Below are 13,930 nucleotides of genomic sequence, written 5' to 3'. Positions count from 1 at the left end.
AGCAATGGCCGTTCATGCGAACGGGATACGAAATCGATGGATTGGCTATTGTTGCCTATGCTGCATGCAGCAGTTGGTTTGTGCGGCGCGCGTGATGTCTATCTTCACAGCATAGGTTGCTACCAAGTCTGGAGCGCCGCGCACGACCGTTCCAGACCATAGCAAAATGCCCAAGTGTGAACCCGCTAGTCCGGGTCGCGTGACCTCGTCGATCACACGACGAACAGTTGCCGGTCGGTCTTGGTCAAAAACGCTCCACCCGCTTTCTCGACGATCGCACAATCCGAAAGGAAATGGTCATGTTGACCATCTGTGACCCAAGTCAACAGGTGGAAGACCATCGACTGTTTGATCTCCATCGTGCTGGTCTCATGGAGACTTTGTACACCAGGCCCGCCCGTCCAGGTCGGTGGAAAAGAAATACCGACCATGTATCCGCAGTGAGGGGCCCTTGGCCTTATGTTTCCGGTCCCGAGTTTCTTTTTCCAGACGCCGTAGACATCGCGAGCGAGAACCCCCGGTTTTAGAGCTGCAAGGGCAGCGAGATGGGCCTCATGACTTGATTCGCTCAACCGCCTTGCCGCATCCGGTGCCGAACCGACATATCCGTAGCGGGCCATTGGCGCGTGATATCGGTTCACGCATCCAGACAGTTCGAGAAGCAGCGGAGCACCCGCCTTGAGAGGCTGACCGGTCCAAGACACGTGCGGCTCCGAGATTCTGTCGCCAGACCGAATGAATGGCGGGAAGCCCGGAGGTTGGCCGCCTGCGGCAATCATCGCGCCATAGACCTCCGCAGCAACGGTGCTTTCTTCGACACCTTCGCGGGCTGCGGTCAGGGCCGTGGAAATCATAAGGTCTGATATCTTTGCTGCCCGCCTGATCTCCTCTATCTCAAATGGAGATTTCACGAGGCGCAGGCTCTCCACGATACCTGAGGCGTCGACCACTTCGGCCTGAGGAAGGTAGGAGCGGAGTGGGGCGTCGATCATCGTCGCGGCGGCGCTGTTCTTCTGAAGACCTATGCGCGCTTGCTCCGAAGAAAGGGAGACAACTTTCGCCTTGATCAGCGCCGCGACGTCGTCGGTGTCGGTGTAGCCCGCGAATTCCACTCCGTTGGTTTGCCGCAAGACCGTAGGTTCCTCGATATATCGGGCGAAGAGGACAGGCTTCTTGTCTGCCGCGATCAACAGGGCATGGAGGGCAAAATATCCCTCGTAGTCGAGCCCGGTAAGATAACAGATATTCTCGGGGCTCGTGAAAATGGCAACGTCAATGCCACGCTCACGGCAGATCCCTCTCACCGCGTTCAAGCGGCTTTCGTGTTCAAGATTCGACAACGCTGAATGGTCCTTCATGCCACTTTCCCCAATTTGATGGAATTGTCGGGACGCTCGCCGTGGCGCACTTCTTCTCGCACTAGCGCGCTGATGGATCTTCGCTTGCGGCGTGATGATTCCGTCCGAATTGTCGGTCATCGTTCGAAGCAGCCATCAGAAAGTATGGAGACCTTCTGACAGCGGTCAAATGCAGTCTTCATATGCAAGCCATCTGGCATCGAGATCGCTGGAGACGCTCCCGAAGCGCTGTCACGGGGCGAGCCTCGTCTCGACAAGTTTGATCCAGAAGGATGTTCCGTACAAAATGGACTCGTCGTTGAAATCGTACGCGGGGTGATGGAGGCCTGCGCTGTCGCCATTTCCGCAAAGGATGTAGGCACCAGGGCGCGCCTCCAGCATATAGCCGAAGTCTTCCGCCGCCATGACAGGTTTTGCGGGATGGACATTGTTTTTGCCGACCAGGTCCGTTGCGACCGCCCTAGCAAACTCTGTTTGCGCGTCGTGGTTAAATGTGAGGGGCGCCCCGCCGATGAAAGACATCTCGATCTTGGCACCTGTCATCGCAGACACGCCGGAAACAATCTCGCCCAACCGCCTCTTCATAAGCTCATGCACGTCGGTCGAGAGCGAACGAATCGTGCCCCGCAGAACCGCCGATTGCGGAATGACACCAGGTGTCGAGCCAGCATGGAATTCGGAGATGGTGACCCCAGCCGCCTCAAGGGGATCGATGTTTCGAGCGACAATCTGCTGCAACGCCGTCACGATTTGAGAGCCTACCAAGACGGGATCGACACAGTTTTGAGGTGCAGACGAGTGACCTCCTCGCCCCTCGATGTTGATTTCAACGACGTTGTAGGCGGCCATCATCGCACCTGGTCGAATGCTGAACGTGCCCACAGGTATGCCCGGCCAATTGTGCATGCCGAACACCTCGACCAAGCCAAAGCGCTCCATCAAGCCGTCCGCTATCATGGCAGCTGCGCCCGCCTCCTCTTCTTCGGCGGGCTGGAAAATCACAACTGCACGGCCCGCGAAATTTCGTGTTTCGGCAAGATAGCGCGCGCCCCCCAGCAACATCGCCGTGTGACCATCATGGCCGCAGGCGTGCATTTTGCCGAGAGTTTTGGAGGCGTAGGGAAGTCCAGTCGCCTCCACGATTGGCAACGCGTCCATATCGGCCCGCAAGCCGATCGTCTTAAGTGTTTCGATCGGGGCCGAGAGTCGTCCTTTGATGACGCCAACGACACCCGTTCGTCCAATACCCTCGACGACTTCGTCGCAACCAAACTCACGCAGGCGAGCAGCGACAAACGCAGCGGTGCGATGGACATCGTAAAGCAGTTCTGGGTGCTGATGAATCTCCCGACGCCATTCGATGATCTCTGGATGTAGATCAGCCACGCGATTGACAATGGGCATCTTAAACCTCTTTCGCATTCGACGTCATGACACCGCTAGGTTCAGCTAGTCAAATATCGATACCAGCGCGACCCATCTGGAATCCAGATCGACATGGCCGTCCTGCTCTGTTTGCCAAGGGTTGCGCAGAGGCGGCGGCCTTAACTGGCGGAACGGAGGTTGGTATGACGGTCGTCCCCCTGCCAAGTGCGGCCAGGGGAAAGCGAGGGCATGGGACTGGCGGAGACCGGTAATTTCTCTGGGGCGTAAAAGAGGCGGTTTGGGCTTGAATATTGGAGGCACGTTCAATTCTGGCTGTCGGTAAAGGCGCCCGCAGCCGGTTGCGAAGTTCTCCATTGATCTCGGCCGCCCGGACCTGCATGAGCATATGCTCACCGTGAAGCGACCAGCGCATCTGCTGCTTCTTGACCATACGTTTCCCGACGACTGAGTTCACCGCCGACTCTGCGAGAGTAGTGGCGACGCGAAGCCCAGCCCGGTAGCGCTTGCCATAGTTGACGATCGCGCCGCGGTTGAACGGACATAAGTCAGGAGTTGCTCCCCGAGGCGGTGAAACCGTGCGATGGAGAACTCGCCCTTCCTTCAGTCTTGCTAGAAGTTGCTCCAGGTCGCGGATCGCGCGGCCGACCCGCCCGTGCCGCAGACTCCGCTTCACGGCTCTGATGTCTCTGTCGATGGTTGGAAGCGCTTCAAAGGGCCTGATCGGGATCGCACGATGTGATCGGCGATCTGCTGCATCGGCTGGATCTTCATGGCAATATGAAACCAGTCGATGATGTGAGTCATTGGTTTCGGCATAGCGCGGGGCAGCCGCTTTAGGATTTCGGCCCCGTCCGAGATCACCGTCACATCCCCAGAGCCGTGATATCCGACTTCCTGGAGAGAGAGGAGCATGATCGCGGATTGCCTGCTTGCTGGTCGGTGCTGCGGCTGACGAAATAGCGACCGCCCCTTTCGCCCCGTCCCCCGCGGCCGCATTTGGCCACGAGGAGCTCGAAATTTCGCGCCGAATGTTGATCAGCACTACGAACGTGCGCCGTATCAATGCTGATGACGAACTCTTTGCGCCGATCTCCGGGAAGCTGCATCTCAAGCTGGCATCGGTCATCCGTTTGGGACCTCGCGCGCCAAGTTTCCTGCATGACCTGGTCATCGAGCCGCTTGCCGATCCTGATGGTACGTTTGCGCACGGTCGCATGCGTCTCAGTCCGTTCAGTGGGCAGGAAATCGGCCAGCACCTTCGCCGCCTGCCGATAGGGCAGCATCCTAGCCGCGCCGTCAGTTCCAGCAGCTCTGGTGTCACTCGATCGGAATAAATTTCCTTCAGCGGCGCGAAGGCACCGACTATCCCTGAATGGCATTCGCGGCACAGCATCCATCGGGGATTGCGAACCTCAACGGTGCCGAAGACGGTTCGGATCCGGCGTGTCGTGTAGTCCTTGACCGGGCGGAACGTATGGCAAGCTGGGCAAGCCCGGCGAAGACGGGCATAGATCTCCGCTTCATGATTCAGCCGCGTTCTGCAGCGCTGCCATGATCTTCTTGCTATCGCCGATCGACAAGCCGATGTCGCCGTCGAACGGGCTCTCCCAGCTTTTTTGTCTGTGCGGACCTCCTTTCGACATGTGTCGCCAAATTCGTTCCGGCCCTCGATCGTAACCGTCCATCCTACCGCTATCGCTTTGTCTCCGATCAAAACGATGCTGATGGACTGCTCGAGCCTAACAACCCGTGTTTGACCCCAGAGAAGTTACCCCTCTCAGACACGGGTAACATTTTAGGTGAGGCAACGAAGCCGCTCGGCAACAATCTCCGCGAGGCAATGCGTTCATTTCGCGACACGGGAGGCGCCATTGAGCTTCTTGACTTTAGCCAATCAGATGGGCGCTTGCTGCAGCCTCCTTCGTCCAATCCACGATTGTTTCGCTCTCGTGTGGGCCGTTTTCTTCCCAGACTGGGCGCCGGTTCTGCAGGACGACGGGCGGACTCGGCCGCGTGGAAAAGCCTGGAGCAACGCGATCCGTTCAAGCCGGCCAGATGGCGTGGGAGACGTTCAGTTCCCTCATCACCTGATGCTCCCGCAACCCAGCCCATAGGCGTTCGATGTTCGGCCAGGTTCTCGGAACCTTTTCAACTTGGGGGTGCCAGGCCGCCAGCATGACGAGATAGATGTCGGCCAACGAGAGCCGGTCGCCAGCCAGCCAGTCTTGGCCTTCGAGGGCGGCATTGAGAATGGCAAAGCCGCGATCCATTTCGGCAACCGCAGCCATCTTCACCGCTTCCATGCCGCTGCGGTCACAGGTGTAGCGATGAGCGTGATAGAACCGTAGGTCGGCAGGATAGATGACTGACGACATGAAGATCATCCAGCGCAGGGAGTCGGCGCGGCCGAGTGAATTCGCCGCAGGCGCCAGGCCCGCCTCGGGGTGGCGTTCGGCGAGCAGGATGCAGATCGCCGCCGACTCGGTCATCGAGCGTCCGTCCGGCGAGATCAGGACCGGCACTTGGTTCAACGGGCTGATGTCGAGAAAGGCCTGGTCGGGCGGATTCGACTTCGAAACATTGATCTGGTCGAAAGGCACGCACGCCAAAGTGAGTGCCGCCTCGACGACAAGGCCGCCGGTGTTGGCACGCGTATAAAGCCTGTACATTAAATCCTCCAGGTCCGGCGACGATCTGAACCGGAAGTGTCGCTCTGCTCAAGCGAGCGGCGGCCGCCACAGGCGTCTATTCAGCAGTCAGCGAGCTCCGATTTAGATCCTCGTTGTATGTGGTTGGAACCTGTAAACATCACAGACTATGGCAGACCTCTGAGCCGGAACCTATCTCGCGTTCACGCAGGCCGACGATTCGGGCCCAGCAGACAGACGACGCCCTAGCCCGCATTGGCAATCTTCCCGGCTCGCGTCTGCACGAACTGCCTTGGAAATACAGCGTTGCGCGAAGCCGCCAAACCGTGAGTGCACGTCCTGCCTGAAAACCGCAGTTTCGGCTTGACGCGGCCACATCTCAAGGTGACAACGCCCGACAAGCCTCTCGCGGAGGCTGCTTGCTGACGAAGGCGCTCATGGCACGATCGGCAGCAGAATATGAGAAGGATGGTCGCTATCATGATATATGGCGTTCTCCGCGACCACCATTCGGGTTTCTGTGCCGTTGTTACTCCCTGTGTTCAGGTTCCGTGCCCAGTGCGGGAAGAGGCTACTCGACACTTGCACGCGCATGCGGTGGCCCGGCGCGAACCAGTTGCCGGTCGCCTCCATGTTCACCTCGATGCGATAGACCTTTTCCGGCGTCAGCAACTTTGGATTGCTATAATCCTCGCGGTAGCGTTCCGGCATACTGTAGGCGTCGCGATAGCGCGCACGCGCTATGCCCTGGTGCAGGTTGTAGACGCGGCCATCGGGGTAGACATCGCTCAGTTGCACGACGAAGTCGGTATCCACCGCCGATGATGAGACATAGAGCACAGCCCGCAATGGACCGGTCACCTCGACACCCGATTTCAGCGGTTCCGAGGTGAAGACCAGACGATCAGGGCGCTGATCGAGCTCCGCTAAGTCTGCTGCCACCCCCCCGCCGCCGCTATCGATGGCTTTGCTGGGCACAGGATCGGCGGGGTCGTAGCGGTAACGGTCGGCTGGTCCCGTCGCCATCGCCGTGGACAGCTTGCCGTCCCCTTTGCCTGTGTTCGCCTTCCCACCACTGCTGAAGTAGTAGGGCACGAACCGGGTGCCCGGGATCGGCCAACTATCGGCCGATTTCCACTTATTTGCTCCCATCAGGTAATATTGAACGTGCGGCATCTTCAGATCGCCTTGGCCACCGCGCAGCCAGTGATCATACCAGCGCAAATAGATCGACCAGTGATCATACCGAATGTCTCCAACGTCGCGCTCGCCGACCATATACGGCGTTGCGGCCGATTCGCTGCGGCAATGCTCTGTAGGTGAGATGATGACATATTGGTTGCGACGCGCCTGCTCGGTAAGCGACTGGTTTTGGAACGCGTTGAACAGGTCCAACGTAGCCCCGACTGTGGGATCATACCAGGAGTTGACGAACAGCGCCGGCACATTGGGGCGCGACTTCTCGTCGAAAAAGGCGAACTGCTGCCAATATGCATCACCGGGTTCATGCGAGACCCAATCGGACCAGTCGCTGGTTGCGCGGCCCGACCCGTTCATCATGTCGGCAAGGGGCAATGTTTTCAGGACCTCGTCGTAGTCGATTTTTGGGAGGAGTTCCGTACCCCGCTCGCTGCCAAGCTCGCGGAACCAACTGAAGGCCCAGCCGATCGCGGGCACACCACTGTTGATGATATCACACGGATTGTTGCGCATCCCGCCTGCGGGCCCCTGAGGCACCATTGCCGCCAGAGCCGGGGGCCGAGTTGGTGCCATCATCACCTGATTGAGGCCAAGAAAAGAGCAGCCGTAGCTCCCGACCTTGCCGTTCGACCAGGGCTGAGCAGCGACCCAACCGACGGTGTCGTAGCCATCGTCCGCGTCGTACGCGGCGGGGTGGGACTCGCCCTCCGAACGAAAGCGACCGCGGGCATCCTGCACGACGACTGTGAAGCCCTGGCCCGCAAACATGTACGCGACCCCATTCCGCATCTTGGAATCGCGCCCATCCTGATAGGGCGTCTTGTCATACTGCGTGCGGATCAGGATGGTCGGCAGCTTCTCTCCGGCTGCGCGCGGTTGGTAAATGTCTGCATAGAGACCAACGCTGTCACGCATCGGAATCCGAACATCCTTGTCTACCCCGACCTCGAAACGCGCCTTCGGGAAAGCCACCACGTCGCGCTCGCCCACCTGCTCACAGAGGGGCTCCGTGACTGGTACACCTGCCATAAGCGACTTTGCAACCATTCGGCTCTCCCATATAGATCTTTAATTTATCGCGGTCTTGGGCATCGCAGGGTTCGTGCAGACGTAGCTAGTGCACACTGCGATTAACGCGTTGGGCATTACCGTCCGCGTACCAATTTCTGCGACGTGGCAAGCGATCCATCAATTCGCCAACCAGCATGCAGACATGTGCTGCGGCAGGACTTCGATGGCCGGTGGCTCCTCAACTTTGCAGCGGTCGAAGGCCAGTGGGCAACGCGGATGGAACCGACACCCCTTCGGCACGCGCGCGGCGCTTGGGACCTCGCCCTGCAAGGCCGGCATCTCGGCGCGATCTGCGTGGCCCCCCATCTGCGGCGTGGCGTTGCGTAGGGCGACCGTGTACGGATGGCGAGGGTTGAATGTGATCTCGTCGGCGCTGCCGATCTCGACCAATTTTCCAAGATATAAGACGGCAATCCTGTCGGCGATCAACCAGGCGAGCGGCAGGTCGTGGGTGATGAACAGCAGCGCCATGTTGTGCTTGTCGCGTAGGTCAACCAGGACCTGAAGAATCTGCGCGCGTATCGAGACATCGAGCATCGACACAGGCTCGTCGGCGACTATGAGCGCCGGTTTAACGGCAAGAGCTCCAGCGATCACAACCCGCTGGCGCTGCCCGCCAGATAGCTCGTGTGGGAAGCGAGCGAAGAAATCACTGGGAGGATTGAGGCCGGCGGATGCAAGAGCTTCGCCCACCCGCTCCGCGAGTTGTTTGCTATTGTCGACCAGCCCCAGTGAACGCAGCGGCTCCGCCACGATATCGAACACGGTGTGACAGGGATTGAGCGCCTGATAGGCATCCTGAAAGATCATTTGCACGCGATGCCGGTAAGGGCGCAAAGCCGACAGGCCTTGAACCGATGTTATGTCGCGGCCTTCAAACAGCAGCCTGCCGCCTGTAGGCTGGGCAAGCTTGGTGATGACGCGACCTACCGTGGTCTTGCCGCTTCCCGATTCCCCAACCAAGGCGACGATCTCGCCCCGTCCGACGTTGAGGTCGATCCCGTCCACCGCGCGCACGGCGCCGGCAGGGCGGCCCAGGGCACGGTCGAACAGTCCGCCTTGGATCGGGAAGTGGACCCGCAGGTTCTCCAGACGCAGGATGTCGGCGGTTTCAGGCATGAGCTACAGCCTTGTCTTCTTGCGTTAGGGACCGGTGAAGGTGACAGGCGACGCGTCCTCGCCCGACCTTGTCGAGGCTGGGGACTTCGGTCGCACAAACCTCCATGGCCGACGGGCAACGTGGATGAAAGGCGCAGCCTGAGGGTCGATTCACCAGGTTGGGCGGATCACCGGGAATGGGCCGGATCATCTTTTTGCCCTTCGCCGGGTTCGGGATCGAGTCGATCAGGAGTTTGGTGTACGGGTGCCTAGGTTGGGCGAAGATCTCAGCAACTGTTCCGTCCTCTATGATCCGGCCGGAATACATGATCATCACGCGATCACAGGACTCAGCCACCACGGAAAGATCGTGGGTGATCAAAATCAGGGCAAGGTTAAGTTGTGATCGCAACTCGCCCAGCAGCTTCAGAATCTGAGCTTGAGTGATGACGTCGAGTGCCGTGGTCGGCTCGTCACCAATGACGATCGAGGGACGACATGCCAGCGCCATGGCGATCATCACCCTTTGACGCATACCGCCCGACAACTCGTGAGGATAGGCGGCGCCGCGATCCGCCGGAATGCCGACGAGCTCGAGCAGTTCTCCTGCACGCGCAGTCGCCTCGCCACGCGACATGCCGAGCTTCAGCATACACGGCTCGGCGATCTGCTTGGTGATGCGGTGTACGGGGTTGAGCGCATTCATCGCGCCTTGGAAGACAACCGACGTTTCGCTCCAGCGATGTGGCCGCATCGCCGCATCGTCGTCGATCGGCAGTCGCTCTCCGCGATAGCGTACCTCGCCCTCGCTTACCCGCGCGTTGGGTGACAGCAGACCAGCGATCGCCATTGCGGTCGTGGTCTTCCCGCTGCCAGATTCTCCGACCAGGCCAACGGCCTCTCCGGCCCGGAGTGCGAAGCTCACGCTGTCAATCGCACGCGATGAAACGCCCTTGAGCCCATAGTGGACAGAGAGCCCGTTTACTTCCAAAAGCGGCGGCTTTTCCTGGGTGGAGTTTGTCATGGAATAGCCCTTCGCCGTGGATTGAAGGTGTCATCAAGGGCATTGCCGATCAGGACGAAGCTGAGGGACACTGTAAGAACGCACACTCCGGGGGCACCGAGGTACCACCAGGCTCCAGCACTGGCGGCACCGGCGCGCTGAGCCTGTGAAAGCAAAGTGCCCCATGAAGGCTGCAACGGATCGCCAAGCCCGAGGAACGAGAGCGAAGTCTCGATAGAGATTGCGCCGGCGACAACCAGCGCCCCATTGGCCGCGATTTGCGGCATCAGGTTGGGCAGGATGTGCCGCGCCATGATGCTGAAGTTGCTGCTGCCCACAACGCGTGCACGATCAATGAATGTTCGCTCTTTAAGCGACAGTGTCTGACTACGAACGATACGGGCGACGAACGCCCAGCTTGTCATGCCGATAACGACAATGATCACGAAAAGAGAAGGACGAAAGCCGAGGATGTCTCCACCGCGCCCCATCACCTCAAGGACCACGGGCGTAATGACCAGCGCCAGCACGAATGACGGCATGACAAAAAAGAAGTCCGTCAAGCGCATTAGCCAGATGTCAACCCTGCCACCATAGTAGCCTGAGGTTATGCCAACCGTAGTGCCGACGATGAGGCTGATCACAGTTGCCAGCAGCGCGATCGTGAGCGAGATCCGTGCGCCATGGACGACCAGGTTGAGCACGTCCCGCCCGACCTCATCGGTCCCCAGCAGATGCTGGCTTGATGGCGGCGCGAGGAAGTCACCAGTTGCGGTGGCTACGGTTTCAAGCGGCCCCACGAGGGTATTGGGCACCGACGCCAGCACAAGGAAGAACACAAGACAAAATAGGCCAAGCCGAGCCCCACCATAACTAAGAAATTGGCGCAGAAAATCTTTGACGGCCCGCGCCCGGGTTCGCGGAGAATATTGAATGATACTTTCGCTCATTGTCGGACTCGCGGATCAAGAATGCCGTAGGCAAGATCGGTGACGAGGTTTGCAACAACAACCGACGCACCAAGCAAGAGGAATATGCCTTGAAGGACTGGGTAGTCCCGCGCATTAAGCGCGTCCACCGTCAGTCCGCCGATCCCTGGCCAGGCGAACACGGCTTCGACGGTGATAGCACCGGCAACCACGTAGCCAAGATTAAGGGCAATCAACGTTACGACCGGCAGCATTGCATTGCGAAATGCATGACGTATCAGCATCTGACCATTGGAGAGTCCCTTGGCCCGGGCCGTGACCATGTAGTCCTCGGTGACGACGTCGCTCATCGCAGCACGAGCGACCACGACGTATTGGCCGATGAGTCCAAGGGCCACCCCCGTGACCGGAAGCGCGAGATGCCGCAGGTAGTCGAGGAACGAACCAAGAGAGCCCGTGATCGCGCCGGGCGAGTACGCACCGTAGCCCGGAAACCAACCCAATGCCGTGCTGAAGACTACCACAAGGAGCATGCCGAGCCAGAACGAGGGGGTAGAGTAGAGCGCCAAAGAGGCTCCCGTAGCGATATGGTCGACGGCTCCTCCCCTGCGCCAACCCGCATATAATCCAAGCATGACCCCGCACAGGATAGCGATAATTTGTGCAAGTCCGACCAAGGCGATTGTGGCCGGCAAGCGCTCCAAAATCAGGTCAGAGACATGCCGGCCCCTGAACTTGAAGCTGTAGCCAAAATCACCATGGAGAGTCGCCGTCAAGTAGTCGACCATCTGGTCTGGAAACAGCGGCCGATCGAGGCCCCAGTTCTGGCGCTGGGCCTCAATCTGCTCTATCGTCACGCTCGTCCGTACCCCACCGAGCAGAAGCGATGCGGGGTCGCCGGGAATAACCCTGAAGAGGATAAAGTTTAGAGTCATGACCATCAGAAGCGTAACGACCGCTCTGAAGAGGATCCGTCCAATGTGCTGGCTCATTTCGTTCAAGTCACTTCGAGATCGGCTTCACGCGATCCAACGGGAAGTAGCTCTGCATCGACACTACATCCTGGGTTCCCCAGCCATCAAAGCAGTCGTTGCGGCGGGCCTCGAGCAGGGTAGGATAACATAGCACAATGTAGGGCGCCTCGGCGAAAATGAGCCGAACCGCCTGGTCGACTAGCTCCGAGCTCTTCTTGAGGTCAACGGTGACCTCGACCTCCGATACGAGTGCGTCAAATTTTTCATTTGTCCAGAAGGATGTGTTGTAGGAGCCGATGGCCTTGCTGTTGCCGAGACTCAGCAGGTCGCCAGTCCTCGTAGTTAACCAGTTACTGTCAATGAGCAGATCCCAGCCTCCGCCGCCATTCTCCGGAGCGGCATAACGGGCGCGCAGCGCACCGGCGTCGAACTGCGTCACCGATACAGGGATACCAATCTGTCCAAGCCACCCCGCAACAAGCTGCACGGCAGCGATTGGTATCTCGACGTTACCAGAGCCTCCGCATATTAGCTCAAGTTGGAAGTTTTTTCCTTCTTTGTCCTCTCGTACGCCGTCGCCGTTCGAGTCCCGGTAGCCGGCGACATCGAGCCGGCGGCCGGCTTCGGCTAGATCGAAGTGACGTCTGATGTCGCTCAGTTCCGAGTAGTAATTTGTCGCCATGGGCATCACCAAGCCAACACCGGGGTCGCCGTGCCCGCGCATGGCGCGCTCGACTATGGCCTTCTGGTCGATTGCGTAGCCGATCGCATCGCGAAACGCTGGATCCTGCAGCGCCTTTGTGCTGCCAGCCCCTTTCCCAGATAGCGTGTTGAAGGCCAAATAATCCCGCTGCTCGATGCGCGACTCATTAACCACTATGTGGGCGGTCGTCGAGAGTTCAGCCCATTGAGCCGCCGTCAGGAAGAAGCCATAGTCGATGTCTCCGCTCTTAAGACTCTGCGCGATTAGATCAGCCGATTTGAAAAAGTTTAATATCATACCGGACGCCGCCGGCGCTTCCCCTCGAAAGTACTTGTTCGGGCTAAAGATGACGAATTGATCTTGATGAAACTCCGAAATGATCATAGGCCCTGTGCCCACCAGCGGCGGATCGTTGCGGAAGGTGCTTCGGGCATCGGCGTAGCTTATGTCTTTCCAGATGTGCTGGGGAACAATCATGATCTGGTTGTCGATTACCCACCGCGTGGGCTTCTTGGTGACGATCTGCAAAGTTTGGTCATCAAGTGCCTTGATGGACTCAACATTTTCCAAACCGCTTGTGTTATTCCAGCCGCCATTCAGTTCATCGGGCTTGCCTATGGAATCACGCAAATAGTTATAGGTAAAGGCAGCGTCCCTGGCGGTAGCGGGTTGGCCATCCGACCATTTCATGCCTGGCCAGATCTTGAAGGTCCAGGTGAGCTTATCGTCCGCGACAGACCACGCCTTTGCGAATCCTTTCCGATCACTTACACGCTGGGCGTCAGGTCCGACCAAGAAGTCATAGGTGAAAACGAGCGGCCAGAATGCGTGCCAGGTAGCAAAGGGGTTCACCGAGTCGGGGGATATGATTCCCCCTAGGCGCACGATGTGATCGTCGCACGAAGAGGCAAACGCGCTTGAGGGTATAACCCAGGGTGCCGTCGAACCCACCAGCATCGCCTTCATGACCTCACGTCGGCTCAGTAACCAGTTGTTCATTATTTCCCCTCTCTGGGATCTTCTAGCCGCAGCCCAACACGTCCAGGGCCAAGCCAGCTCCCTATGAACATTTATGTGCCGACCATGTGGCTGCGGTCTTATGGTCGCAAGAGCAGAATCGAGATTGCGGCCATCGAGGATCCAGATGGATTGGCATCGGTGGCTGTTTTGGTTGCGGGGAGATACTGGGTGCGAAGGGCTCAAGGATCCAAGTCGGCTTGTTGCCATTCGTGTTCATGATTCCGCTCCATCATGTCGGCTGCAGGCCCTCAGCGCACTGACAGGGCGCTCCATCGCCAAGGCGGAAAGCTTTGCGGCGTCTTTAAACTGATGTCGATTCATAAAGCGTCGATAGCCGGCATCCGCCAACTCGCCCGAGCTGCACAACAGTCGATTTAGAAAAAAAAGGTGGCAAGGATCACTGAACTTTCGGATCACCTTGACGGCACGCAGCAGATTGTCCAGGTGGTGGATAACGCCCCCGGCGTCCGGGAAAGTCAGCTGCGACTGCAGATCGCGCTGATGGCGTCAATAAACTGGGCATTAGGGAAATCATTGGCG

9 protein-coding genes and 1 pseudogene are annotated in these 13,930 nt (G+C 58.7%); all 10 read right to left on the bottom strand.

The window, feature by feature from the left end; all coding sequences use genetic code 11:
• Positions 1-212: 212 nt before the first annotated feature.
• Positions 213-1,358: a M24 family metallopeptidase gene (locus AC0YKC_RS32740; RefSeq protein ID WP_488514070.1), complete on the bottom strand. Its 1,146-nt coding sequence runs from the start codon at positions 1,356-1,358 to the stop codon at positions 213-215.
• A gap of 231 nt (positions 1,359-1,589) precedes the next feature.
• Positions 1,590-2,762, bottom strand: coding sequence for a M20 aminoacylase family protein (locus AC0YKC_RS32735; protein ID WP_488514069.1), 1,173 nt, complete (start codon positions 2,760-2,762; stop codon positions 1,590-1,592).
• Between the two features lie 313 nt (positions 2,763-3,075).
• Positions 3,076-4,440: pseudogene (locus tag AC0YKC_RS32730) on the bottom strand (ISKra4 family transposase); the annotation flags it as partial.
• A gap of 346 nt (positions 4,441-4,786) precedes the next feature.
• Entirely contained in the window at positions 4,787-5,413 is a 627-nt protein-coding gene (locus AC0YKC_RS32725; RefSeq protein WP_488514068.1) for a glutathione S-transferase family protein, read from the bottom strand.
• 414 nt (positions 5,414-5,827) lie between these two features.
• Positions 5,828-7,639: a CocE/NonD family hydrolase gene (locus AC0YKC_RS32720; RefSeq protein WP_488514067.1), complete on the bottom strand. Its 1,812-nt coding sequence runs from the start codon at positions 7,637-7,639 to the stop codon at positions 5,828-5,830.
• Between the two features lie 141 nt (positions 7,640-7,780).
• Positions 7,781-8,782 carry an ABC transporter ATP-binding protein gene (locus AC0YKC_RS32715; protein ID WP_488514066.1) on the bottom strand — a complete coding sequence of 334 codons (1,002 nt, stop codon included), beginning with the start codon at positions 8,780-8,782 and terminating at the stop codon, positions 7,781-7,783.
• Positions 8,775-9,785, bottom strand: coding sequence for an ABC transporter ATP-binding protein (locus AC0YKC_RS32710; protein ID WP_488514065.1), 1,011 nt, complete (start codon positions 9,783-9,785; stop codon positions 8,775-8,777). Before AC0YKC_RS32710 ends, AC0YKC_RS32715 begins: the two co-directional genes overlap by 8 nt.
• A complete protein-coding gene (locus AC0YKC_RS32705; RefSeq protein WP_488514064.1) occupies positions 9,782-10,714 on the bottom strand; it encodes an ABC transporter permease in 933 nt (310 codons plus the stop codon). The genes AC0YKC_RS32710 and AC0YKC_RS32705 overlap by 4 nt, the downstream gene beginning before the upstream one ends.
• Positions 10,711-11,685 carry an ABC transporter permease gene (locus tag AC0YKC_RS32700; RefSeq protein WP_488514083.1) on the bottom strand — a complete coding sequence of 325 codons (975 nt, stop codon included), beginning with the start codon at positions 11,683-11,685 and terminating at the stop codon, positions 10,711-10,713. The genes AC0YKC_RS32705 and AC0YKC_RS32700 overlap by 4 nt, the downstream gene beginning before the upstream one ends.
• A 10-nt stretch (positions 11,686-11,695) precedes the next feature.
• Positions 11,696-13,369: an ABC transporter substrate-binding protein gene (locus AC0YKC_RS32695; protein WP_488514063.1), complete on the bottom strand. Its 1,674-nt coding sequence runs from the start codon at positions 13,367-13,369 to the stop codon at positions 11,696-11,698.
• Between the last annotated feature and the right edge of the window lie 561 nt (positions 13,370-13,930).

The organism is Mesorhizobium sp. CNPSo 4661 (genome assembly GCF_057784215.1).
Note: the sequence above shows the minus strand (reverse complement) of the source record. Positions and strands in the feature narration are given on the sequence as shown.